This is a genomic window from Embleya hyalina (genome assembly GCF_003967355.1).
Classification (GTDB): domain Bacteria; phylum Actinomycetota; class Actinomycetes; order Streptomycetales; family Streptomycetaceae; genus Embleya; species Embleya hyalina.
This window is the reverse complement of the sequence record NZ_BIFH01000027.1, coordinates 24,003-47,949: the sequence shown is the minus strand read 5'-3', so window position 1 is coordinate 47,949 and position 23,947 is coordinate 24,003. Positions and strand designations below refer to the sequence as shown.

At 72.1% G+C, this 23,947-nt stretch carries 18 protein-coding genes and 1 tRNA gene; 8 read left to right on the top strand and 11 right to left on the bottom strand.

Annotated features, from left to right (window positions below; genetic code table 11):
• Positions 1 to 262 precede the first annotated feature (262 nt).
• Positions 263 to 351: transfer RNA gene (locus tag EMA17_RS29290), tRNA-Ser, on the bottom strand.
• Positions 352 to 495: 144 nt separating this feature from the next.
• Between EMA17_RS29290 and EMA17_RS29285 the strand changes: the two genes are divergently transcribed.
• The gene (locus tag EMA17_RS29285; RefSeq protein ID WP_246126969.1) at positions 496 to 3,858 is read left to right on the top strand and encodes a PAS domain-containing protein; all 3,363 of its coding nucleotides are present in this window, start codon (positions 496 to 498) and stop codon (positions 3,856 to 3,858) included.
• A 175-nt stretch (positions 3,859 to 4,033) separates the two neighbouring features.
• On the opposite strand, the gene EMA17_RS29280 is transcribed toward EMA17_RS29285, so the two are convergent.
• On the bottom strand, positions 4,034 to 4,351 hold the full coding sequence (locus EMA17_RS29280; protein WP_126640163.1) for a hypothetical protein: 318 nt from the start codon (positions 4,349 to 4,351) through the stop codon (positions 4,034 to 4,036).
• A gap of 371 nt (positions 4,352 to 4,722) precedes the next feature.
• Here EMA17_RS29280 and EMA17_RS29275 point away from each other — a divergent pair, with 371 nt between their 5' ends.
• Positions 4,723 to 6,378 (top strand): long-chain fatty acid--CoA ligase, encoded by a 1,656-nt coding sequence (locus tag EMA17_RS29275; RefSeq protein WP_126640162.1) that lies wholly within the window; start codon positions 4,723 to 4,725, stop codon positions 6,376 to 6,378.
• Between the two features lie 103 nt (positions 6,379 to 6,481).
• Here the strand turns inward: EMA17_RS29275 and EMA17_RS29270 are convergent, their stop codons facing one another.
• The 6 genes from EMA17_RS29270 to EMA17_RS29245 all read right to left on the bottom strand — a co-directional run bounded on the left by EMA17_RS29270 (position 6,482) and on the right by EMA17_RS29245 (position 12,330).
• On the bottom strand, positions 6,482 to 7,288 hold the full coding sequence (locus EMA17_RS29270; RefSeq protein ID WP_126640161.1) for a DUF1906 domain-containing protein: 807 nt from the start codon (positions 7,286 to 7,288) through the stop codon (positions 6,482 to 6,484).
• Positions 7,289 to 7,417: 129 nt separating this feature from the next.
• Complete coding sequence (locus EMA17_RS29265) at positions 7,418 to 8,599, bottom strand: lipid-transfer protein (protein WP_126640160.1); 1,182 nt, start codon at positions 8,597 to 8,599, stop codon at positions 7,418 to 7,420.
• Positions 8,596 to 9,045: a MaoC family dehydratase gene (locus EMA17_RS29260; protein ID WP_126640159.1), complete on the bottom strand. Its 450-nt coding sequence runs from the start codon at positions 9,043 to 9,045 to the stop codon at positions 8,596 to 8,598. The genes EMA17_RS29265 and EMA17_RS29260 overlap by 4 nt, the downstream gene beginning before the upstream one ends.
• Positions 9,042 to 10,169, bottom strand: a complete 1,128-nt coding sequence (locus EMA17_RS29255; protein WP_126640158.1) for an acyl-CoA dehydrogenase family protein — start codon at positions 10,167 to 10,169, stop codon at positions 9,042 to 9,044. Before EMA17_RS29255 ends, EMA17_RS29260 begins: the two co-directional genes overlap by 4 nt.
• Complete coding sequence (locus EMA17_RS29250; protein WP_246126968.1) at positions 10,169 to 11,140, bottom strand: bifunctional MaoC family dehydratase N-terminal/OB-fold nucleic acid binding domain-containing protein; 972 nt, start codon at positions 11,138 to 11,140, stop codon at positions 10,169 to 10,171. Before EMA17_RS29250 ends, EMA17_RS29255 begins: the two co-directional genes overlap by 1 nt.
• 8 nt (positions 11,141 to 11,148) lie before the next feature.
• A complete protein-coding gene (locus EMA17_RS29245) occupies positions 11,149 to 12,330 on the bottom strand; it encodes an acyl-CoA dehydrogenase family protein (protein WP_126640156.1) in 1,182 nt (393 codons plus the stop codon).
• A gap of 246 nt (positions 12,331 to 12,576) precedes the next feature.
• On the opposite strand from EMA17_RS29245, the gene EMA17_RS29240 reads away from it, so the two are divergent.
• Entirely contained in the window at positions 12,577 to 13,182 is a 606-nt protein-coding gene (locus tag EMA17_RS29240; RefSeq protein WP_126640155.1) for a DUF4291 domain-containing protein, read from the top strand.
• A gap of 45 nt (positions 13,183 to 13,227) precedes the next feature.
• Here the strand turns inward: EMA17_RS29240 and EMA17_RS29235 are convergent, their stop codons facing one another.
• Positions 13,228 to 14,013 (bottom strand): SDR family NAD(P)-dependent oxidoreductase, encoded by a 786-nt coding sequence (locus EMA17_RS29235; RefSeq protein WP_126640154.1) that lies wholly within the window; start codon positions 14,011 to 14,013, stop codon positions 13,228 to 13,230.
• A 145-nt stretch (positions 14,014 to 14,158) separates the two neighbouring features.
• On the opposite strand from EMA17_RS29235, the gene EMA17_RS29230 reads away from it, so the two are divergent.
• The 4 genes from EMA17_RS29230 to EMA17_RS29215 all read left to right on the top strand — a co-directional run bounded on the left by EMA17_RS29230 (position 14,159) and on the right by EMA17_RS29215 (position 18,765).
• On the top strand, positions 14,159 to 14,704 hold the full coding sequence (locus EMA17_RS29230) for a nuclear transport factor 2 family protein (RefSeq protein ID WP_160161603.1): 546 nt from the start codon (positions 14,159 to 14,161) through the stop codon (positions 14,702 to 14,704).
• Between the two features lie 556 nt (positions 14,705 to 15,260).
• Positions 15,261 to 16,247 (top strand): GlxA family transcriptional regulator, encoded by a 987-nt coding sequence (locus EMA17_RS29225; protein WP_170222264.1) that lies wholly within the window; start codon positions 15,261 to 15,263, stop codon positions 16,245 to 16,247.
• A gap of 137 nt (positions 16,248 to 16,384) precedes the next feature.
• Complete coding sequence (locus EMA17_RS29220) at positions 16,385 to 17,839, top strand: amino acid permease (RefSeq protein WP_170222263.1); 1,455 nt, start codon at positions 16,385 to 16,387, stop codon at positions 17,837 to 17,839.
• Positions 17,836 to 18,765, top strand: a complete 930-nt coding sequence (locus EMA17_RS29215; RefSeq protein ID WP_126640152.1) for a universal stress protein — start codon at positions 17,836 to 17,838, stop codon at positions 18,763 to 18,765. The genes EMA17_RS29220 and EMA17_RS29215 overlap by 4 nt, the downstream gene beginning before the upstream one ends.
• 46 nt (positions 18,766 to 18,811) lie before the next feature.
• Here the strand turns inward: EMA17_RS29215 and EMA17_RS29210 are convergent, their stop codons facing one another.
• Positions 18,812 to 19,996: an MBL fold metallo-hydrolase gene (locus tag EMA17_RS29210; RefSeq protein WP_126640151.1), complete on the bottom strand. Its 1,185-nt coding sequence runs from the start codon at positions 19,994 to 19,996 to the stop codon at positions 18,812 to 18,814.
• Between the two features lie 427 nt (positions 19,997 to 20,423).
• On the opposite strand from EMA17_RS29210, the gene EMA17_RS29205 reads away from it, so the two are divergent.
• On the top strand, positions 20,424 to 21,854 hold the full coding sequence (locus tag EMA17_RS29205) for a WGR domain-containing protein (RefSeq protein ID WP_126640150.1): 1,431 nt from the start codon (positions 20,424 to 20,426) through the stop codon (positions 21,852 to 21,854).
• A gap of 115 nt (positions 21,855 to 21,969) precedes the next feature.
• On the opposite strand, the gene EMA17_RS29200 is transcribed toward EMA17_RS29205, so the two are convergent.
• Complete coding sequence (locus EMA17_RS29200) at positions 21,970 to 23,934, bottom strand: phosphatidylglycerol lysyltransferase domain-containing protein (RefSeq protein ID WP_126640149.1); 1,965 nt, start codon at positions 23,932 to 23,934, stop codon at positions 21,970 to 21,972.
• Positions 23,935 to 23,947: the final 13 nt, after the last annotated feature.

Here is a 23,947-nt window from a genome sequence, read left to right as displayed (position 1 = left end):
TGTTCGCTGCCGGCTGAATTGGGCCTTTCGGGCATGTGGGCGGACGGGGGGTATGGCGGGTGTGATCGTCCGGAGGGAAGTCGCGGTGATGTCCGCTGTGATGGCGGGTGTGCGCGGGTCCGGGCGAGGGCTTCGGATATGAGCCCTATATCGGACATCGTGGCCCGAGTCGTGACCCGGGGTCGTCGCACGGTCACGGAAAGGTCACGACGATGGACGCGAAACAGCCCGCCTGGTGGGACCAGGCGGGCTGTTCGTCGAGCGGAGGCTCCGGGATTTGAACCCGGGATGGGGATGAACCCAAACCGCATTAGCAGTGCGGCGCCATAGACCGGACTAGGCGAAGCCTCCATCGGTGTTTGCCGACGAGGAACAGATTACTAGGCTCGTCAACGTGACTGCAAAAACAATGGGATAGTCGGTCGTGACATGCCCCGGCGGCGACGGGCAAGATGGCCGTCGCGCAGTCCGAGGACCGGAGGAGGTACGCGCTTCGTGAGCAGCAGGCCATCCCGAGGCGCTGCTCGCCTCGCCGCCATACTCGACGCCCTGCCGGACGCCCTCCTGCTGGTGAATCGCAACGGCACCGTCGTCAACGCGAACGCCATGGCACTGGAAGTCCTCGAGGCGCCGGGCACTCCCGTGGTGGGTCGCGGTCTCCTCGACCTGCTCCCGTCGTTCGACCACCGGCGCATCCCGGGGTCGGTACGGGCCACCAACGACACCCGCGACACCCGGACCAAGCCGACCCGGATGTCCGCGCACCGCACCGACGGCGGGGTCTTCCCGGTCGAGGTGACCAGTGCCAACCTGCCGGCCGGATACGACGACGAGTTGCTGATGATCGTCGTGCGCGACCTCACCGGCAAGGTCGACGTCGAGGCCGAACTCGCGCGCCAGCAACGGCAGACCGAGATGATCCTGCGCGCGGCCTGCGAGGGCATCATCGGCATCGACGCCGAGGGCGACATCGTGCTGGCCAACCCGGCCGCCGCCCGGATCCTCCGCCACCGGGCCAGCGACCTCGGCGGCCGGAACGTGCACGAACTGCTCATGCACGCCCGCGCCGACGGCACCCCGCTGCCCGCCGGGGAGTGCCCGCCGCTGGTGACCCTGGGCAACGGCCGCCGGCAGCGGCTGCGCGACCAGGTGTTGTGGCGCGGCGACGAGGGCTTCGTGACGGTGGACATGATCACCGCGCCGATCCTGCTCGGCGGCGCCGTGGTCGGCGCCGTGATGACCTTCAGCGACACCGCCCGCGAGAAGTCGCTCGGTGAACGTCGGGCCCAGCTGGCCGAGTTGGTGGACACGGAGATACTGGGCCGACTCGAGGCGGTACGCGGTCGGCTGAAGAAGGTGGCCGACGGCGGAGCCGGCGAGGTCGGTCACGGCGCCCGCCGGATGGTGCGTCAGGTCGCGGGCGAGTTGGAAAGCCTGGAGGAACTCGCGAGGGAGGTGCTCGCCCATCAGGCGGCCGACCTCGACCCGACCCCGGCGCCGGACGACGCGGATACCCCGGCCGAACCCGAGCGGGTGCCGACCACGGTGGACGACCTGGTCGACCGTGCCATGGAGACGGTGACCTATCTCGCCCGCGGCGCGGGCGTGGAGTTCGCGGTCAACGCGTCCCCGGTCGGCGTACGGGTGGACGTCGACGCGATGACCCGCGCCCTCGGCCACCTGCTCGCGGACGTGGTCGCGGCCGGCCCCGAGGGCTCCACCGTCGTGGTCGCGGCGGCCCAGCGCGGCGCCCTCGCCCGGATCGAGGTACGCGGCCCCGAGAGCCGCAACAGCACCGTCCGCGTGCCGCTCGCCCGCGCCGTGGTCGAGGCGCACGGCGGCACGGTCGAGTCGCACACCGTGGCCGGCCGGGGCAGCACGTACGTCGTCGAACTGCCCGCCGACGAGGAGGCCGCCGAGCTGGTGGTCAGCTCCGGCGAACACCGCGCGGCCAAGGGCCGCCGCGCCCGCCAGTCGGGCCGCCCGGACCCGAGCGCCGACAAGGCCGGCAAGAGCGATAAGACGGAAGAGACGGGCAAGGCGGACAAGGACGAGCAGGGCGCGGCCGACAAGGCGGACGGCGACGAGGCGGCGCAGGCGGGCAAGGCCGCCGACGGCGCCCCGAAGCAGGCCGACGAACCCGACGGCGCCACGCCCGACGCGGACGAATCACCCGACTCCGCCGACTCCGACCCCGACTCCGCGACCGCGTCGACCCCGGCGAAGCAGTCGGCCCCGGCGAACACCGACCGCCCCGCCGGGTCCAAGCGTCGAATCGGCTCGGCCGTCGCCCCCCGCAAGCCCGCGACCCCCATCGCACCGGCCGCCGCCGACCGCGACCGCGATCCCGCCGACGCCGCCCCCGAGGACCGCCCCGCGCCCGGCGCCGGCGTCGAACTCGCCGTCCGCGGCCGAGGCGCCCAGCCCGCACGGGCCCGCCTGGAGCCGGTCGGCTCGTCCACCCCGCCCGTACCCGCGCCCCCGCCGCCCGGCTCGGTCGCCCCCGCGCCGCAGGGCCCGTTCGCCCTGCCGGCCGGCACCGTCGCGCCGGTGCCCCTGGTGCCCGCGAGCGGCGGCTCCGACGAGGGCCGGCACGAGCGGCCCGACACCGACGAATACGACGAGGCCGAGGAGGCCGCGCGCAACAACAGCGGCGCGTTCGAGGCGGTCTACCCGCCCCGTTCCCGCCGCGGCCGCGCCGCCCGCGAGTTGCCCGAGGCCGCGGAAAACCCCGCCGGAGCGTCCGGTTCGCACCGCGGCGCCGCGCACCCGGACCCGTCCGCCACCCCGGGTCGGCAACCCGCGACCCCGGTGCCCCCCGCCGCCCCCGCTCCCGCCGCCGGCGGCCGGCTCAACGGCACGCACACCCCCCAGGGCGCCCAGGCCCGCCGCCGCCTGTCCACGCCGCCCGCGCCGATCCCGGCGCAGAACCGCGCGGCCGACGGGCGCACCACCAGCGTGCAGGACCGCCCCGGCCGCCCGGCCGCCGCCGACATGCCGACCGAGGTGTTGCCGCCGATCCCGGCCGCGCCGGACCAGCCGATCCCGTTCCAGGGCCGCCGGCCCGGATTCCCGGCCGGCCCGCCCGGTGACGCCGAGGCGATGTCCGGCGCGGACCTGCCGACCATGGTCAGCCCGGCGCCCGACGGACAACCGCGCCGCCTCCTGGTCTGGCCCGAACCGGACACCGCGACCGCGGGCGCGCTGACCGCGCGCGGCTGGAGTCCGCTCCTGGTGCGCTCGCGCGAGGAGGTCGACGCGAGCGTCCCCGTGCAGCCGGCCGCGTTGTTCGTGGACCCGCTCACCGGCCCGATCACCCGTACCGCGCTCCAGTCGCTGCGCACCGCCGCGACCGCCGCGCAGATCCCGGTCCTGGTCACCGCCGGCCTGATGCAGGCCACCCGCGACGCCGCGTTCGGCGCCGACCCGGCCGTACTGCTGCGCTCGCTCGCACCCGCGGACAGCGCCGGACACGCCTCGCGGGTGCTGCTCGTCGAGGCCAACCCGGACATCGCGGCGGCGTTCACCGCGTCGCTGGAGCGGCGCGGGATGGACGTGGTGCACGCGGCCTCGGAGAGCGAGGCGGTGTCCAAGGCGTCCAGCGTCGAGCCCAACCTCGTGGTGCTCGACCTGATGCTGGTGCGCCGGCGCCGGATGGGCGTCGTCGACTGGCTGCGCAACAACACGCGGCTGCACTCGACGCCGATCGTCGTCTACACCACGCTCGACCTCGTCGAACACGACCTGCACCGGCTCCAGACCGGCGAGACCGTGCTGTTCCTGGCCGAGCGCTCGACCCGCGAGGACGTACAACAGCGCATCGTCGACCTGCTCGGCAAGATCGCCTCACCCAAGTAGGGGACGACCCCGAGCACCCCGTCCGCCCCGATCGGGCGAACCGGCCCGCCCGCTTACCCGCACCGCCGCCCGGGCACCCCGGCCCGGCAGCGCGGAATCGTGCACGTCCGCACCCGGATCGCCGGCACCCGCGGTCCGCACGGCACCCGCCTTATCCGCACCGACCCGCAACGCCTCACCATGCCGCCGGCCCCCGCGCGTGCAGTCGGCGACTCATCTCACCGACGGTCAGCCCCAGTTCGGTGCCGAGGTCGATCGCCTGCGGGTGATCGTGGTGTTCGCGCATCCACCAACACATGACCTGCACGATAGGCCCGGCGGACTCCGGATGTCCGATGATCGCGGTGCGGGCACACAGCGGCCGGGCCGGCCCGTCCCGGCCGATGTGGAACCAGTAGCCGTCCCGGAAGCCGAGTACGGGGTGGCCCAACGCGTCCGGCAGCACGACGTCGTACGGCGGGTGCGGTTCGGGTCGGACCTCCAACGGGTACACGAGGTGCTCTCCAGGGGGCGTCGAGGGCTCGCCGGTCCCCCTCCGGAAGAGCGGAAAAACGGGAGTTACGGAACGCTCGCGGCGTTCCGTCGAAAACGATGTGCCAACCGGAGCAACCGGGACACCGTCGCATTCTTCCGCCCGGCTAGCCCGATCGGCCGATCGCCACGCCTGGTTCACCCGTACGGGCGCATGGCGGATCGCGACGGGCGCGTGAGTCGGCGCGTGTTCCGGCGTCGGTCCGGAAACCGAGCCTCCCCGTCCGGAAACCGAAACGCGCCGCTCAAAGGGCTGACAACGACCCGATCGGCGAGAAAGAATCCCCTACACCTCGACCGGTCCCCGTCCGGCGAACGCAGGGAGGCTCCACTGTGCTGAGCACGATGCAGGACGTGCCGTTGACGATCGCTCGCATCATGCGACACGGCACCACGGTGCACGGCGGCTCGGAGGTGGTGACCTGGACCGGCGGCGCGCCGCGCCGGACCACCTACGCCGAGGTCGGCCGACGATCCGCGCAACTGGCGCACGCACTGCGCGAACTCGGCGTCACCGGCGACGAGCGGGTCGCCACCTTCCTGTGGAACAACCAGGAGCACCTGGAGTGCTACCTGGCGGTCCCGTCGATGGGCGCGGTGCTGCACACGCTCAACCTGCGGCTGCCACCCGAGCAGCTGGTCTACATCGCGAACCACGCCGACGACCGGGTCCTGATCCTGGACGGCTCGCTGGCCGCGCTCGCCGCCCCGCTGCTGCCCATGCTGACCACGGTCGAACACGTGGTGGTCACCGGCGCGGACACCGACCTGACCCCGCTCGCCGAGTGCGGCAAGCCGGTGCACCGCTACGACGACCTGCTCGCGGGCCGGCCGACCGAGTTCGACTGGGCCGAGGACATCGACGAGCGCCAGGGCGCCGCGATGTGTTACACCTCCGGCACCACCGGCAACCCCAAGGGCGTCGTCTACAGCCACCGGTCGACCTACCTGCACAGCATGCAGGTGTGCACGATGGAGGGCTTCGGCCTGGGCCCCGGGGACCTGCTGCTGCCGGTCGTACCGATGTTCCACGTCAACGCGTGGGGCCTGCCGTACGCCGCGATGTTGTGCGGTGCGTCGATCCTGATGCCGGACCGTTTCCTTCAGCCGGGGCCGCTGGCCACGATGATCGCGGCGGAGAAGCCGACGTTCGCCGCCGCGGTGCCGACCATCTGGACCGGGCTGCTCGACTACCTCGACGTGCACAAGACCGACGTGTCCTCGCTCGAGGAGGTCGTGGTCGGCGGTTCGGCCTGCCCGCCCGGCCTGATGCACGCCTTCGAGGAGCGGCACGGGGTCCGGATCATCCACGCGTGGGGGATGACCGAGACCTCGCCGCTGGGCTCGGTGGCCCGCCCGCCGGCCGGGCTGACCGGCGACGAGGCGTTCCCGTACCGGATCTCGCAGGGGCGCCTGCCCGCGTCGGTGCAGGCCCGCCTGGTCGGCCCGGACGGCACGGAGATGCCGTTCGACGGCGAGTCGGTGGGCGAACTGCTGGTGCGCGGACCGTGGATCGCGGGCGCGTACATCGGCGACGAGGGCTCGGCGGACGCCAGTGGCGGCGGCCGGTTCAAGGACGGCTGGCTGTACACCGGCGACGTCGGCACGATCACCGCCGACGGCTTCCTGCGGCTGACCGACCGGGCCAAGGACGTGATCAAGTCGGGCGGCGAGTGGATCTCGTCGGTCGAGTTGGAGAACACGCTGATGGGCCACGCGGACGTGGTCGAGGCGGCCGTGGTGGGCGTGCCCGACGACAAGTGGGGCGAACGCCCGCTGGCGACGGTGGTGTTGCGCGAGGGCGCGGAGACCACCGTCGAGCAGTTGCGCGACTACCTCGCGGGACAGGTGGCCCGCTGGCAGGTGCCCGAGCGGTGGAGCCTGATCGCCGCCGTACCGAAGACGAGCGTCGGCAAGTTCGACAAGAAGGTGATCCGCCGGCAGTACGCGGAGGGCACGCTGGAGGTCAGCGAGGTCGACCGAGGCTGACCCGGGGCACCCGCCGGCCGACGGGTCCCCGGCACCCGCCGGCCGCGGGTCCCGGACACCCGTCGGCCGGGCCCACCCGGCCCGGCCGACGGTCCCGGGGTGCTCAGAACGCCCCGACCGGCCCGTCCACCGCGTTGCGGTCGATGGACAGGGTCCGGCCGCCATACGTCTCGGTGACGTTGCCGCTGTACTGGTGCACCCGGTTTCCGTGCCAGTACCCGTCGGGCAGCGCGCCGTCGCCGCTGGTCACCGCCTTGTCGTCCCAGCGGGCGTACCAGATCGCGTCCGGGACCGAGCGGCTGCCGACCGCCTGGACCAGGTCGGCGACCCCGGAGTCCAGGCTGCTGTAGTAGCCGGCCACGAAGCCGCGCTCGCGGACCCGGTCGGACCACGCCGAGACGAAGTCGAGCACCGCGGCGCGGCACGCGGCGTCGGTGTTGTCGTACGCCTCCATGTCGAACCAGACCGCGCTGCCCCGCCGGAACCCGAGCGCGGTGCTGCGGTCCACCATGTCGTCCGCCTCCGCGACACCCTGCCGCGCGGCCTGCGCCGGATCGATCCGACCCGGCTTGCGCGCCTGCGAGCACGGCGCCTGCGAGCCGACCTGGATGGGCAGGAAGTCCCAGCCCTGGCGATGCACGGCGGTAACCCAGTCGCGGGTCAGCCGGGTGCTCTTGCAGGCCCGGTTGTCGCCCGCGACATAGATGCCGACCACCTTGTACGGCGACTCGCGCCAGGCCTGCATGGTCTCCACGGTGGGTGTCTCGCAGGTGTCGAAACCCGGGCCGGAGACGAAGAATGACCGTCCCGACCGTGCGGTGGCCCCCTCGGCGAGCCCGGCGGGGAGCAGGCCGAGTACGGCGACGAGTAACACGGTCGAGGCGATCCGACGAGTGAGCAGAGCGCGCACGAGACCTCCTGGCCTGGCGGGAACGGACTCCCACCACGCTGGGCACGGCCGACGGCGAAACCGGCGGACCGCCCGGACGACACGCCGAAGCGTCACCCGGGCGGCCCAGTGGGGGCAGGTCGTCGCCCGCTACTCCACGCCCAGCACCAGTCCTGACGTCGGCACCCCGGTACCCGCGGTCACCAGCACGTTGTGCACGTTCTCGACCTGGTTGACCGAGCTGCCCCGGATCTGCCGGACCCCCTCGGCGATGCCGTTCATCCCGTGCAGGTACGCCTCGCCCAACTGCCCGCCGTGCGTGTTCGTCGGCAGCTTGCCGCCCAGCTCCAGGCCGCCGTTCGCGACGAACGCCGGTGCCTCGCCGCGCCCGCAGAAGCCGAACTCCTCCAGCTGCATCAGCACGAACGGGGTGAAGTGGTCGTAGAGCACCGCGGTCTGGATGTCGTCGGGGGTGAGCCCGGACGTCTGCCACAACTGCTTGGCGACCACGCCCATCTCGGCCAGCCCGGTCATCCCGTCCCGGTAGAAGCTGGTCATCTGGTCCTGGAGGCGGCCCGCGCCCTGCGCCGCGGCGTTGATGACGGCGGGCTTGTGCCTCAGATCCCTGGCCCGCTCGGCGCTCACCACCACGATCGCCTGCGCGCCGTCGGTCTCCTGGCAGCAGTCGAGCAGGCGCATCGGCTCGACGATCCACCGCGAGCTCTGGTGATCCTCGAGAGTGATCGGCTTGCCGTAGAAGTACGCCTTCGGGTTGTTCGCCGCGTGCTTGCGGTCGGCCACCGCGACGTGGCCGAACGCCTCGGTGGTCGCGCCGTACACGTGCAGGTAGCGCTGCGCGAACATGGCCACCCACGAGGCCGGGGTGAGCAGGCCGTGCGGCATGTTCCAGCCCAGGCCCACCCCCTCGACCGTGGGGTCGCGCTGGAGCACGCCGGAGCCGAAGCGGCGGCCGGAGCGCTCGTTGAACGCGCGGTAGCAGACCACCACGTCGGCGACACCCGTGGCGACCGCCATCGCGGCCTGGGCGACGGTGGCGCAGGCCGCGCCGCCGCCGTAGTGGATCCGGCTGAAGAAGGTCAGGTCGCCGATCCCGGCCGCGGCGGCGACCGCGATCTCGGGGTTGGTGTCCATGGTGAAGCTGACCAGGCCGTCCACCTCGGACGGGGCGATCCCGGCGTCGGCGAGGGCCGCGCCCACCGCCTCGACGGCCAGGCGCAGTTCGCTGCGGCCGGACTCCTTGGAGAACTCGGTCGCGCCGATCCCGGCGATGGCGGCCTTCCCGCGCAGGTTGTCGGCATGCTCGAGGCTCACGCGTCGGCTCCTTCCGGCAGCTTCACCGTGACCGTGCCGGTGACGTGGTTGCCGAGCTTGTTGGCGCCGACGACCGCGATCTCCACGAGCGGGGTGCCGTCCTCGGCGGTGGGCTTGGCGGTCACCGTGCCGGTCAGGGTCATGGTGTCGCCGGGGTAGTTCGGGGCGCCGAGCCGGATCGCGACCTTGCGCAACTCGGTCTCGGGACCCGCCCAGTCGGTGATGTAGCGCCCGACCAGGCCGTTGCTGGTCAGGATGTTCATGAAGATGTCCGGCGAGCCCTTGTCCGCGGCCAGTTGCGGATCGTGGTGCACGTCCTGGAAGTCGCGGGTGGCCAGGGCCGTCGCGACGATCAGCGTGCGGGTCAACGGAAGGACCAGCGGCGGCAGTTCGTCGCCGACGGACACCTCCGCGTGGGTCAGGCTCGCCGGGTTCGCGGTGGTCATCGGTTGCCTCCCTGGGCGGGCACGTGGGCGAGCAGGTCGCCGAGCGCGGCGAGGTGCTGGATGCCGCTGCCCAGGGTCACGTCGATCTGACGGCCCCACAGGAAGTGGCGGTGGATCGGATGGTCGATGTCGGAGCCGGTGCCGCCGTGCAGGTGCTGGCACGCGTGCACCACCCGCTTGCCCGCCTCGGAGGCGTACCAGCGGGCCACCAGCGCCTGTTCCGTGGCCGCCTCGCCGCGGTCCATGCGCCACGCGGCCTCGAGCGTGGTGACCCGGATGGCCTCGGTGTCCATGTACGCCTCGGCGGCGCGCAACATCACGCCCTGCTTGGTGGCCAGCGGCTTGCCGAACTGCTCGCGGGTGTTCACGTGTTCGACCGTGCGGGCCAGGCCGCGCTCGCACACGCCCACCTGCTGCGCGGCCAGCGCGACCCGCGCGCGGTCCACGATCCAGGCGGCGATCTCCGCGCCCGCCTCGGCGTCGCCGAGCAGCGTGGCCGGCGCGTCGGTCAGCGTCAGGTTGCCCGACGCCCACGGCGCGGTGGTCGGCGCGGCCTCGATCGCCACGCCCGCCGCGTCGGCGTCCACCGTGAACACCGCGAGCGCACCGTCCAGCGACGCGGTGACCAGGACCCGGTGGGCCACGGTCAGCCACGGCACCGCCCGCTTCGCGCCGTCGAGCCGAAAACCCGCCCCGTCGCGGCGGGCGGTCGTCCTCGGCACGGCCGGCAGCGCCGCGCCGACCTCGGCGAGCGCACCGGCCACGATCCGCGAACCGTCCAGCAGGCCGGGCAGTTCGCGCTCGACCGCCGCCGACGTACCGAACCGCAGCAGCGGCAGCAGCCCGTAGACGACCGTGTCCAAGAGCGGGATCTGCGCGGTGAACCGACCCTGCTGCTCCAGCAGCAGCGCGAGCCCGACCAGGCCCAGGTCGCCGCCGCCGTGCTCCTCCGGGATCAGCGCGCCGACCAGGCCCGCCTCGGCGACCCGGCCCCACAGCTCCGCGTCCAGGTCCGCGCCGGACTGGGCGAGCTTCTTCAGCCGCTCGTCGGTGGACTGGTCGGCGAGGATGCGCTCGGCCAGCGCGACCAGGTCCCGCTGGTCCTCGGTGAGGTTGAAGTCCATCAGTTCTCCCCGACCACTCGGAACGCGGGCACGGTCAACTCGGCGTCGTGGGTCACGAACTCGACCTGCACCCGCTGTCCGATCCGCACCTCGTCGTGCGTCACGCCCAGCACGTTGCCGAGCATCCGGACACCCTCGTCGAGTTCGATCAGGCCGACCGCGTAGGGCATGTCGAACGCCGGGAACTTCGGGTAGTGCATGGTGACGTGCGAGTAGACGACGCCCGCGCCGGCCGACTCGACGCTCTCCCACTCCAGCGACGCGCAGTGGTTGCATCCGGGCGCGAACGGGAAGCGCGGGGTGGCGCAGGCCGTGCACTTCTGGAACAGCAGCTTTCCCTCGGCCACGCCGTCCCAGTAGGCCCGGTTGTCCCTGTTGACCACCTTGCGCGGGCGCAGCGCACGCTCCGCCGGCGCGGCCTTCGGCTTCTTCCGGTGCGGTGTGTAGCGCAGGATCCGGAAGCGGTGCGTGCCGATCAGTTCGCGGCCGGCCTCGCCCTCGACGTAGATGTTGACCAGCGTGGTGATGAAGTGGCCGACGCCGAGACCCGTGGTCTTCTCCTCGGACACCGTCTCGATCAGCTGGTCGTACTGCACCACCTCGCCCAGCCGCAGCGGCCGGATGTACTCCTGCTCGCAGTTCGTCGCCACGACCGAGCCGAAGCCGTTGTCGGTGAAGTGTTTGTACAACTCGCCGGTGACCGTGTTGACCGCCAGGCCCGCGTCCATCCCGCGCATGATCCACACCTGGAGCATGGTCGCGGGCGCGACCACCTCGCCGAAGTGGGTCGCCGCGGCGGCCTCGGGATCGGTGTAGACCGGGTTCGTGTCGCCCATGGCCTCGGCCCAGTGCCGGATCATCGGCCCGTTGACCGGATCGAGCGCGACTATGCCCGACTGGTCGTGCACACCCTCGTACTTCTTGACGACCGCGAGGAAGGCGGCCTTGTCCCGGCTGGTGGTGTCCGTCATCTCGTCCTTCACCGCTTCACTCGCGTCATGCCAAGGCGGACCATGGCGACGATCTCCCGCTGGACCTCGCTGACGCCGCCGCCGAAGGTGTTGATCTGGGCGCGGCGGTTCATCGCCTCCAGGAGTCCGTCGCCGAACGCGCCGGGCGATCTCGGTCGCAGCGTCGCGTCGGGGCCGACGATCTCCATCAGGTTGCGATACACCTCGATGGCACCTTCGGTGCCGAAGAACTTCACGCCCGACGCGTCACCGGGGTTGAGCGTGTTGTTGCCGACGTCGTGCACCAGGCGCCAGCTGAACATGCGTACGGCGGACAGGCGCGCGTAGGTCTCGGCCAGCTTGAGCCGCACCCACGGCTGGTCGATCACCTTGACGCCGGGTTCCACCTCGGTCTCGCGCGCCCACGCCAGCACCTCGGCGAAGAAGTCCTCGGCCTGCATGCCGAGCGCGGCGAGCGCGACCCGCTCGTGGTTGAGCTGGTTGGTGAGCAGCTTCCAGCCCGAGTTCTCCTCGAACACCAGGTTGTCGTAGGGCACCCGGATGTCGTCGTAGTACGTCGCCGTGGTGGTCATCCCGCCGACGGTGACGATCGGGGTCCAGGAGAAGCCCGGGTCGGTGGTCGGCACCAGGATCATCGTGATGCCCTTGTGCTTGGGGGCGTCCACGTCGGTGCGGCAGGCGAGCCAGATCCAGTCCGCGCCCTGGGCGGTCGAGGTGAAGATCTTCTGCCCGTTGATCACCCACTCGTCGCCGTCGCGCACCGCGCGGGTGCGCAGCGAGGCCAGGTCGGTGCCGGCCGAGGGTTCGCTGTAGCCGATCGCGAAGATGATCTCGCCGGACAGGATGCGCGGCAGGTAGTAGCTCTTCTGCGCCTCGGTGCCGAACTTCATCAGGGTCGGGCCGACGGTGTTGAGGGTGACCATCGACACGGGCGCGCCGGCGCGATACGCCTCGTCGAAGAAGATGAACTGCATCTCCGGGCCCTTGCCCTGCCCGCCGTACTCGGTCGGCCACCCGATGCCGAGCCAGCCGTCGGAGCCCAGTCGTCGGCGCACCCGCCGGGTGGTCGGACCGCCTGCCTCGCCCTCGCGGTCGAGGTCCGCGCGGACGTCGGGGGTGATCAGCCGGGTGAAATAGTCCCGCAGCTCTGCCCGCAGAGCGTCCTGCGCCGGGGTCGGGGCGAGATGCACGTCACTGCTCCTTCACGTGCGTGGATCGCGTGGTCGCGACGCGGGTCGACGCCCGCCGGGCACGGAAGGGTCGCGGTCGGGTCTGCCCCGCGCTGCACATCGATACGGACCGGGAACGCGTGTCACCCGGCACGTCGAATCTCTCCGACTCGGGATCGCTTGTCAATATCAAGCATTTTTTCGATGCCGGCCGGCGCGCGGAAAACGGGTGGATCGGGCCCGGGCGGGGCCGCCACACTTGCGGGCATGGACGTACCCCATCGGCAGATACGCGCGCTGTGGAGCGAGGACACGATCACCGTGTACCAGGCGTACAAGCCGCAGATCGCCGACGCGGCCGTCCGGGACGGGCGATTTCCGGACACCTGGAGCCGGGAGCGGATGACCTGGGTCAAGCCCAGCTTCACCTGGATGATGTACCGCAGCGGGTGGGCCGGGAAGCCGCGCCAGGAGCGGGTGCTCGCCCTGGAGATCGACCGCGCGGGTTTCGAGGCGGCGCTGGCGGGGGCGTGCCTGAGCCACTACGAGCCCCGCACCCACCCCGACCGCGACGCCTGGGGCCGGCGGCTGCACGCGACCGCGGTGCGGATCCAGTGGGATCCCGAACGCGACCTGGATCTGCGGCCGTTGGCGCATCGTTCGTTGCAGCTCGGGCTGGCCGGGTGGGCGACGCGCGCCTACGCCGACGAGTGGACGCGCCGGATCACCGACGTGACCGCGCTCGCGCATCGGGTGCGCGACCTGGTCCGCGTCGGTGATCACGACGCCGCTCGGGCGTTGTTGCCGGTCGAGACGGTGTATCCGCTGCCGGCGGAGCTGGTGCCGGTGATCGGGGCCTCGCCGGTGGGCTGACGACGCCGCGTCGCCGGCACTTCGCGGCCCGGGGCGGCGGGCGGCTCAGTGCACGGTCAGCCCGCCGTCGATGCTGACGATCTGTCCGGTCATGAAGCTGCCCGCGTCGGACGCGAGCAGCAGGGCCAGGCCGGTCATCTCCTCCGGCGCGGCGATCCGGTTCAGCGGTGCCGCGCCGCGCATCCGGGCCATCGTCTCCGGGCCGGTCTTGCGGACCATGTCGGTCTCCACCGCGCCCGGGGCCATCGCGTTGACCCGGATGCCGTGCTCGGCCAACTCGCCCGCCATGGTGCGGGTGAACGCGACGAGGCCGGCCTTGCCCGCGGCGTACAGGCCCTTGCCCTCGGCGCGGGTGAACACGGCCGCGCTGACCACGTTGACCACCGACCCGCGCCCGGACGCGATCAGGTGCGGCAGCGCGTACTGGACCAGGAACACCGGTCCGCGCAGATTGACCGAGAACGACTTGTCCCACGCCTGCGGGGTGATCGCGCCGAGGGGCTGGGCGAGTTCGTTGGCCGCGTTGTTGACCACGATGTCGATGCCGCCGAAGTGCGCGACGGTCGTGTCCACCAGGGCGGCCAACCGCTCCAGTTCCCCGCAGTGTGTGGCCACCGCGAGCGCCCGGCCGCCGGCGTCGGTGATCTCCTTCGCCACCGCCTCGCAGGCGTCCGCCTTGCGGCTGGCGATCACCACCGAGGCGCCCGCCGCGGCATAGGCGTGCGCGATGGCCCGCCCGATCCCCCGACTGCCCCCCGTGACGATCGCCACCCGACCGCTCAGGTCGAACATCGCGTTCGCGTCCCGTACTTCGCTCGTTTCGCCGCTCATCGGCCACCCGTCCCGTCCGCCACCTCGGTGGCTCGTCCTCCGTGCGTGCCCGTCGATGCGACACGTGTGTGCAGATTTGTATTGCACAGTCAACTACTTCGGGGCAAGGTGTCGGGCGAATCGACGACCGGCGGAAGGCACGCACATGACGGGGCTGATCGACGCGCGACGGACCTGGGAACTCGCCGAGAAACGACTGGCCGAGGAGAGTGATCCGCGCCGCCGCGCGATCCTGACCACGTTGGTCGCGCACATGCACGCCGAGCACGAGGGCGATCTCGACGCGCTGATGGCGACCGTCGCGCCGAACGCGTGTTACCACCAGTGGGGCGCGTCACCTGTGGACAGGGCCCCCAAGAGTCACGCCGAGGTCCGCGAGTTCTATCGTGCCGTGGTCGAGAACGACTGCGGCCGACTCGCCCACCACATCGACCGGTTGACGGTGGATCGCGACACCGTGGTCACCGAGGGGATCCTGCGGATCGCCTACCCGGGCCGGATCCTGGTCGGGATGGGTCGGTCCGTGCCGGACGTCGACGCGTTCTACCTGTACGAGAGCCGCATGGCGATCGTGTGGGCCTTCGACGAGCAGGCGCTCGTGGTGTGCGAGGACAGCTACTCCACCGGCGACGGGTTCGCCGAGATGCGCAGGCTCGGGCCGGACGAGGTGCCCGCGCGGATGGGCGTCTGACGGCGTGTCACCGGGGCCGGCGGCGGCGCCCCGGCCCACCATGGGACTCCCGCGCGGCGGGGTGCGGTCCCGTCGCGGTCCTGTCGTTGTCCACAGGAGCCGCGCGGCATCCCCCACATGTTTCCACAGCCTGTGGATAACTTATGCACAGATGGGATCCCGATCTGTCGGTGGGCTGGCGGATCGGTGATCGCTCGTGTCCACAGGCCTTGGCAGGAATACATTCATGGTTGGCATTTCCGCCACTCACCCCGGCTCCGCCGCACCGGTCAGGATCGGAGGCGAGCCGGAGGCCCCCCGCTCACCTCCCGACCGCAGGTGCGTTCCGGGGTGAGGACGCCGATCGGCTCGCTCCCTCCATCGAGCACGGGGTCGTTGGAGGAGAGCGCTCCACAGGGGATGGGTTCGCGAACACACACCGTCGCGGACCGAGGTGCGGCCGTTCCCCGCATCTCCGCGCCGGCCGCGGCCGAGACCGTGATCCACCCCCGGATCGCGGGTCGCACCGGGCCGGCGCGCACACCCTCCGCACCTTCGTGAGGGATAGGTTGCCGCCATGCGTCGCGTGGGGATCGTGCTGTTCGACCCGGTTCGAGTGTTCGAGTACGCGGTGGCCTTCGAGGTCTGGGGCGTCGACCGTACCGACCGGGGTGTGCCGCCCTTCGAGGTGCGCGTGTGCGGGCCGGGCCGAGCGGGGGTCCGGCTGGGCGCGGGAGTGGTCTGCGTCCCCGATCACGACCTCGACGGCCTGGCCGACTGCGACCTCGTCGTCGTCCCGGGCAACGAACACCGGACCGCGCCGCGCCGCGAGGAATTCCCCGAGGACGTCCTGGCCGTCCTGCGCGCCGCGCACGCCCGCGGCGCCACCATCGCCTCGCTGTGTTCGGGCGCCTTCGTCCTGGCCGCCGCCGGCCTCCTCGACGGGCGACGGGCGACGGCGCACTGGATGGACACCGAGGAGCTGGCCCGACGCCACCCGGAGGTCGCGGTGGACGCCAACGTGCTGTTCGTCGGCGACGGTTCGATCTGGACCTCGGCCGGCTCCGCGGCCGGCATCGACCTGTGCCTGCACCTGGTCCGCCTCGACCACGGCGCGGCCGCCGCCGCCGAGATCGCCCGCACGATGGTGACCGCGCCGTTTCGCTCCGGCGGCCAGGCCCAGTTCATCGACAACCCGGTGCCGGCCGCCCCCGCCGACCCGGGCGACGCGCTCGACCGGCTGCGCGGGCGGGTGCTCGACGACCTGGGCCACCCCTGGACGGTGACCGAACTCGCCGCGTTGGCCGGGATGTCCGAACGCAGCTTCGCCCGCCACTTCGTCCGCGGCACCGGTACCTCGCCGCTGCAATGGTTGTGCACCCAGCGGGTCCTGGCCGCCCAGCGCCTCCTGGAGATCGGCGACCTCTCGATCGCCGCCATCGCCCGCCACTGCGGCTTCGGCTCCCCCCTGACCCTGCGCCAACACTTCACCCGCCGACTCGGCGTGGCCCCCAGGGACTACCGCGCCGGCTTCCGCGGCGTCGGGCCCGCCCGACACGGGTAGCCGGACGAACCGCGGCGACGACCGCTCCGCCGATCGACGCCGGCGCCACCCGGGCCGAATGGCTGAAAGGCCGTTCGAGCGCCCCGTGTCGGGGCACCCCTCCCTTCTCGGACCGTGTTTTTCCAGGGAGGCCGGATTTGCCCGCCAGTCATGTCGCACCCGGGTCGCGCTCGGGCGTGCTGCGGACGAAGCCCGTGGACGCCATCCTCGCGGAGAGCGGCGGCGGCGAGGGGGAGGAGGGCGGCCTGCGGCGCTCCATGGGGCTGCTCGAACTGACCTTCTTCAGCGTCGGCGCGACCCTGGGCACCGGGATCTTCGTGATCCTGGCCGAGGCGGTGCCCAAGGCCGGCCCGGCGGTGGTGATCTCGTTCGTGCTCGCCGCGATCACCGCCCTGTTCTCGGCGCTGTCCTACGCCGAACTGGCCGGGACCATCCCGGTGTCCGGCTCGTCCTACTCCTACGCGTACGCCACGCTCGGCGAGGGCATCGCGTGGGTGTGCGGGTGGTGCCTGCTCCTGGAGTACGGCGTGTCCATCTCCGCCGTCGCGGTCGGCTGGGGGCAGTACGTCAACGAACTGCTCGACTCCGCCTTCGGGGTGAGCCTGCCCGACGCGATCAGCCAACCCCCCGGCGACGGCGGCACGTTCAACGTGCCCGCGGTCATCGTCGTGCTGCTCGCGGTGATCCTGCTGGTGCGCGGGGTGTCGGAGAGCGCCGTGGCCAACACGATCATGGTCTTCATCAAGCTGCTCACCCTGGCGTTCTTCTGCGCCATCGCGTTCACCGCGTTCGAGCACGGCAACCTGACCCCGTTCGCGCCGCTGGGCGCGGCCGGGATCAGCGCCGGCGCGTCCCAGGTGTTCTTCTCCTACATCGGCTTCGACGCCGCCTCCACCGCCGGCGAGGAGGCCAAGAACCCGCGCCGGGACCTGCCGCTCGCGATCCTGATCTCGCTCGCCATCGTCACCGTCGTCTACGTCGCGGTCGCCCTCGCCGCGCTCGGTGCCATGCCCTGGGAGGAGTTCAAGGGCAGCGAGGCGACCCTGGCGCAGATCGTCACCGACGTCACCGGCGGCTCGTGGGCGTCGACCATCCTGTCCGCCGGGGCGATCATCTCGATCGCCAGCGTCGTGCTCACCGTGCTGTACGGACAGACCCGGATCCTGTTCGCGATGGCGCGCGACGGCCTGATCCCGCCGATCTTCGCCAAGGTCGACAGCCGCACCCAGAGCCCGGTGGCCAACACGCTGATCACCGGCGCGTGGGTGGCCCTGCTGGCCGCCCTGGTCCCGCTCGGCCAACTCACCGAGGCGACCAGCATCGGCACCCTGTTCGCCTTCACCCTGGTCAACATCGGGGTGATCGTGCTCCGCCGCACCCGCCCCGACCTGCCGCGCGGCTTCACCTCGCCGTTCTTCCCGATCACCCCGCTCCTGGGCGTGGGCTTTTGCATCTACCTGATGGCCCGGCTCTCCGGGACCACCTGGCAGGTCTTCCTGGTCTGGATGGCGGCCGGCGTGGCGATCTACTTCCTGTACGGCTACCGCCACTCGCGCTGGCGCGCCGAAGCCGGCGCCGAGGCGGACCGGTGAGCGCGGACATGCGGATCGTGGTGGGCTGTCGGCCCGAACCGCGCGGACAGGACGCGCTCGCGCTGGGCGCGCTGCTCGCCCGCCAGGCGGGTGCCCGCGTGGTGCTCGCGCACATCCGCCCGCCCGCCCAGCCCGGCGCCGGGGTCGGCGCGGTGGACGCGGAGTGGCGCGCGTTCCTGCGCGAGCAGACCGATCGGCTGCTCGACGACGCGGAGCGGCAACTGCGGGAGCGGGACCCGGACCTGCCGGTGGAGCGCGCGATCGGCGACAACCGGGGCAGCGGCCGGGGACTGGCCCGGATCGCCGAGGAGCACGACGCCGCGCTCGTGGTGATCGGTCCGGCACCGGGCGGCCGGGCCGGGCGGGTCGCGCTCGGCAGCACCGCCGACCAACTCCTGCACGGCTCGCCGGTGCCGGTGGTGCTGGCGCCGCGCGGCTTCGCCGAACATCCGCCGCCGCGCGTCGCCCGCTGCACGATCGCCTACCAGCGCGCCGCGCAGTCGGCCCAGGTCGCGGCCTGCGGCGTCGCGTTCGCCCGGCTCCTGGACGCCGACGCGCGGCTGCTCACACTGGTGTTGCGACCGGTCCGGCTCTACTCGGGCAGGCAGCACCAGGCGGCCGAGCAGCAGGTGATGCGCTCCGTGCGCGAGCAGGCCCGGCAGGACCTCGCGGCGGCGATCGCCGACCTCGACGGGGTGGTCGACGGCGAGACGGTCGAGGGCGACGACGTACGTGCCGCGCTCGACGCCGTCACCTGGGCCGACGACCTGCTGATCTGCGCGTCCGGCACGGTCGGTCCGGTCAAGCGGGTGTTCGTCGGCGACGTCTCGCACAAGATCGTCCGCAACGCCCGCACCCCCGTCATGGTCCTCCCGCGCGGCGTCCGGGCCGACGCCTGGAGGACATCCGCCCCGTCCGCGCCCTGACCCACCGCCGGCCGTCCCGGCCGGCGGGTGTACCCCGCTCCGCGCCTCAGCCCGCCGACACCGCGGATCCGCTCGACACCGCCGGAATCACCAGCCCGACCGGCTCCACCGCCGCCGGTTCGGCCGCCGTCGTCGGCGCCCAGCGCTCCGGCGCCGCCGACACCTCGCGCCACCACGGCTCCACCTCGGCCCCGTCCACCAGGGCCGGTTCGAACAGCGCGCCGGGCCGAGGGATCACCAGACCGGTGCCCAGCGCCCGAGCCGCCGCCACCGACCGCTCGGCCGGCTCCTCCCACGCGTGCGGCGCCAGATCGAACGTGCCCCAGTGGATGGGCAACATCAGCCCGCCGCCCAGATCCGCGTGCGCCCGCACCGCGCCCTCCGGGTGCAGGTGCACCTCGGGCCACGCCTCCGCGTACGCCCCGGCCTGGATCATGGTCAGGTCGAACGGCCCGTGCTCGCGGCCGATGTCGGCGAAACCCGGGAAGTAGCCGCTGTCCCCGCTGTGGAACACCCGGTGGCGGGGCCCGGCGACCACCCACGACGCCCACAACACGGTGCCGAGCACCCGCGCGCCGCGATTGCAGTAGTGCCGCGCGGGCGTCGCGGTGAAGGTGAGCCCGGCGACCTCGCCCGACTCGTGCCAGTCCAACTCGGTGATCCGGTCCTCGGCGACGCCCCATCGCTCCAGATGCGCGCCGATGCCCAACGGCACCACGAACAGCACCCGCTCACGCCGGGCCAGCGCCACGATGGTGGCCAGATCCAGATGGTCGTAGTGGTCGTGCGAGACGACCACGACGTCGGGGTCGGGCAGATCGGCGAAGCGCACCGGCACCGCGTGCAGCCGGGCCGGGCCGAACGCCGCCGACGGCGAACATCGGGTGCTCCACACCGGGTCGAACAGGACGCGCACACCGTCCATCTCCACGAACACGGTCGCGTGCCCGAGCCAGGACGCCCGCAGCCCGGTCGCCGGCGCCTTCGCGAAGTCCGCCGCCGACGCGGTGACCAGGGGAATCGCCCCCGCCGGTCGACGCAGTCCGGACGCGGCCCGCTGCGCGCGCATCATCTTGCCGAGCGCGCCCGGACTGCCACGGCGCGTCGGCACGGGATTTCGGAACGAGCCGTCGCGGAAGTGCGGCGATCTGCGGACCCGCTCCAGGCGCTTGCCGGCGGGTCTGGCGCCGAACGCCACGGGAGCCAATGACGTGAAGACGTGCCCGGCCACATGGACTCCTCGGGCAAGCGGGGTCTTCGGCCGACCGTACTGGGGTCGAACCGGCGACCGGTGATCGGGACGAGTGGAGATTAACCCCGCGCCCGACGCTGAAACGTCGTCCACGGGGAGGGGCCGCGGCCCCGGTGATCCTCCCGGCGGAGTAGGGGTCGGGAGTACGTCGGGGCACTTTGCCCGACAACGAAACCGTCGGTCCCGAGATGCGCCGGCCGGGTGAACGGGCCCACCCGGCCGGGGGAATGGACGCCGCGCCCGGGCAACCGCCCGGCCGCCCCCATGCTGTCGGCCGACGTGAGTAGTGTTCGAGTCGTCGCCACCGGGGATGACGGGGCATCAGCCCCCTTGCAACGGCACGGTTTTCCCGCCCCGTCGTGGATGTTCGGCATCCCCCAACCACTCAGCGGAGCCAGGAGTCGTCATGCCCGAGACCCGTACCTACCTTGAGCTGTCCGAGGAAGGCGACGGCGCGCACAAGTACTACGAAGTGGTCGTCGACGGCTGCGACGTCACGGTCACGTACGGGCGGATCGGGGCCAAGGGCCAGACCGGGACGACCACCCACGCGACGCCGCAAAAGGCCGAGGCGGACGGCAAGAAGAAGGTCGCCGCGAAGCTGCGCAAGGGCTACGAGCCGGCCGTCCAGGGAGTGCGCAAGCCCAGGGCGATCACCCGCCGCGAGATCGTCTCCCGGCCCAGCACGGCCCGCAACTCGGCACCGGTGTTGTGGCGCTACCGCACCGGCTCCTCCGCGTTCGGCATCTTCGTCGACTCCGAGCGGGTCCTGGTCGGCAACCAGCGCGGCGACGTCTGGTTCCTCGACCACGCCGGCGAGGTCACCGGCCGCTACCAACTGCCCGACGGCGTCAAGTGCATCGTCGCGGACGACTCGTGGATCTACGCCGGGTGCGACAACGGCAACGTGTACGACGTCGGCGGCAAGGCCCCGCGCGTGGCCTACGAGATCACCGACAACATCGACATCTACTGGCTGGACATCCACGACGGCGTGCTCGGCGTGTCCGACTCCAACGGCGGCTGCACCACGATCGACCACGAGGACGAGTCGCTCTGGGCGGCGGCCACCAACGGCACCGGCGCATGGATGGTGCGCTGCGACGAGAACGCGATCTACCACGGACACAGCGCCGGGGTGCAGGCGTTCGCGGCCGGCGACGGCAAGGAGTTGTGGACCACCAGGACCAAGGGCGGGGTGCTCTTCGGCTGGCAGGAGCGCGACGACGTGTACGCGGGCACCAGCGGCAACAAGGTGCACCGGATCGCCAAGTCCGACGGCGCCATCCGCACCACCTACGACTGCGACGCGTCGGTGTTCTCCTGCGCCACCGCCGAGAACGGGAAGTACGTCTTCGCCGGGGACAGCTCCTCGACGGTGTACTGCTTCACCGAGGACGGCAAGCGGCTGTGGAAGCTGGGCACCACGTGCGGCTCGGCCTTCTCCATGCAGTACCACGACGAGAAGTTGTACATCGTCACCACCGACGGCTCGCTGGCCTGCATCGACGTGAGCGAGGCGGCGATCGCGGCGGCCCAGGGCGGCACCGTGCCGCAGGTGCGCGACGTCAAGGTGGCCGCGATGGAGGCCGTGGTGCCGACCACCGAGGTCGCCACCACCACCGAGGCCGGCACCGGCGTGGTGGTCGAGTGCGTCGACCAGGGCAACGGCCGGCTGCGGGTGCACGTGGTCACCGCGGGCTACGAGAGCGGCTGGAACGTGCAGTTCCCGAAGAACGTGCGGGTCGCGGGCGCGCGCTACGTGGTGGACGCGGTCAGCCCGGCCGACCGCGGCGGGTTCTACCGGGTGCGCGGCGAGATCCGCCGCCTGGTCTGAGCCGACCCGGACGACCCCGAGGGCCCGGACCACACCGAAGAGCCGAACGACCGAAGGGCGGCACCCCCGCGAGGGTGCCGCCCTTCGGCGTGGTCGGCGTGGCCGAACCGGGTGATCAGGGCCGCTTGTGCTCGGCCGGCTCGCGCTGCTCGGCCGTCCAGCCGTCCAGCGGCGGCGTCGCGTCGGCGGCCTTGCGCTTGGTCATCGAGGCCACCCGCTGCTCGTGCCGGGCGCCGAACAGCTGCGGCAGCGTCGGCGTGGTCAGGAAGCCCTCGGCCCGGGCGCTCGCGATGCCGATCCGCGGCAGCTCGCTCGCCTTGCGGAAGCAGATGTAGCGCGGCTCCCAGATCGGGCGGTACTTCTCGTTGGCCCGGTACAGCGACTCGATCTGCCACCAGCGGGAGAAGAACACCAGGACCGCGCGCCACAGTCGCAGCACCGGCCCGGCGCCGAGCTTGTTGCCGCGCTCGAACACCGAGCGGAACATCGCGAAGTTGAGCGAGATGCGCTCGATGTCGATCGGCGGGGACGCCTCGGCGGGAGCCTCGGCCGCCGGCTCGGCCGGCTTGCCCTTCCCCTTGTTGCCCTTGGCGGGCTTCGCGTTCGCCGCGGCGTACGCCTTGGCGCCCTCTATGACGTCGAGCACCATGAACTCGATCAGCCCGTTGTCCGACTCGCGGTCGCGGCGCATCAGGTCGAGCGAGACGCCCTTGGCGCCCCACGGCACGAAGCTGAGCACCGCGCGCAGCCGTCCCTCGTCGTCCATGCATTCGACCATCAGGCAGCGCCCGTCGTCGGGGTCGCCGAGTCGGCCGAGCGCCATCGAGAAGCCGCGTTCGGTCTGCCCGTCCCGCCAGTGGTCGGCGAGGTCGAGCAGTTCGCGCATCTCCCCCTCGGGGATGTCCTCGTGGCGGCGCACCCGGGTGGTGTACCCGGCGCGCTTGACCCGGTTGTACGCCTGCCGGACACCGCGCATCGCGCGGCCCTCCAGGCTGAACTCGGACACCTCGACGATGGCCTCGTCGCCCAGCTCCAACGCGTCCAGACCGTGCCGGGCGAAGATCGTGCCGGCCTCCTCGCTGGCCCCCATCACGGCCGGCACCCAGGCGCGGTCCTCGGCCTCGGCGAGCCAGCGGTCGATCGCGCCGGGCCACGCCTCGGGGTCGCCGATCGGGTCGCCGGAGGCGAGCGAGACGCCGCCCACGACCCGGTAGGCGACCGCCGCCTTGCCGCTCGGCGACCACATCACCGCCTTGTCCCGGCGCAGCGCGAAGTAGCCGAGCGAGTCCCGCTCGCCCTGCTTGTCGAGCAGCTCGCGCAGCAGCACCTCGTCGTCGGGGGTGAGCAGTTCGCGACCCTTGGGCGCGCGGAAGAGCACGTAGAGCACCAGCAGGAACAACATCACGCCGGCCACGTTGATCACGATGTCGACCCAGCGCGGCACCGAGACGCTGCCCAGGTCGCTGTCCGGGGCGAGGGTGAAGATGCGCAACACCGCGTACAGGATCCGGTCGCCCATGCTGGAGTCGGCGATCCGGTCGGTGGCGTTGACCAGCGTCGAGCCCAGGACCACACCGACCACCGCGCCGCCGGCCAGCACCAGACCGGCCTTGAGCACGTTGCCCCGGTCGCCCTTGGCGCCGAACTCGGCGAAGCTCAACAGCAGCGCGACGCAGATCACGAACGTGAGGATCGTGGAGAACCAGTTGAACGGGTGTTGCCGCAGGTCGTCGAACCACAGCGCCCAGATGTAGACCGCGGTGGACGGGACGAGCAGGATCGCCGTGAACGCCCAGGCGGCCCGCTTGCGGCGGGCGAGCATGATGGCCAGGAACGCGGCCAGCGCGGCCGACGTGAAACCGGACGTGACCAGGAACGGCGTGTAGTACTCACCCGTGTCGTGGTGTCGCACCCGGTCGCGCAGCGGCACCGAGACGGCCGACACGAAGTCGAGTGCCGCCACGATCCGCAGGTACCAGATCAGCACCCCCGCCGAGATCCCGCGCACGCGCTCGGCAGCCGGGGTGCCGGTGCCGTTCTTGTTGTGGCCGTTCGCGGCGGCCCGCGTCGTGGCAGACACCGTGCTCCTCGAT

Excerpts from the sequence above, each read along its gene's own strand:
- EMA17_RS29260 (WP_126640159.1), bottom strand. The coding sequence starts at position 9,045 with ATGACCACCGCGAACCCGGCGAGCCTGACCCACGCGGAGGTGTCCGTC.
- EMA17_RS29255 (WP_126640158.1), bottom strand. The coding sequence starts at position 10,169 with ATGGACTTCAACCTCACCGAGGACCAGCGGGACCTGGTCGCGCTGGCC.
- EMA17_RS29250 (WP_246126968.1), bottom strand. The coding sequence starts at position 11,140 with ATGACGGACACCACCAGCCGGGACAAGGCCGCCTTCCTCGCGGTCGTC.
- EMA17_RS29240 (WP_126640155.1), top strand. The coding sequence starts at position 12,577 with ATGGACGTACCCCATCGGCAGATACGCGCGCTGTGGAGCGAGGACACG.
- EMA17_RS29235 (WP_126640154.1), bottom strand. The coding sequence starts at position 14,013 with ATGAGCGGCGAAACGAGCGAAGTACGGGACGCGAACGCGATGTTCGAC.
- EMA17_RS29230 (WP_160161603.1), top strand. The coding sequence starts at position 14,159 with ATGACGGGGCTGATCGACGCGCGACGGACCTGGGAACTCGCCGAGAAA.
- EMA17_RS29225 (WP_170222264.1), top strand. The coding sequence starts at position 15,261 with ATGCGTCGCGTGGGGATCGTGCTGTTCGACCCGGTTCGAGTGTTCGAG.
- EMA17_RS29205 (WP_126640150.1), top strand. The coding sequence starts at position 20,424 with ATGCCCGAGACCCGTACCTACCTTGAGCTGTCCGAGGAAGGCGACGGC.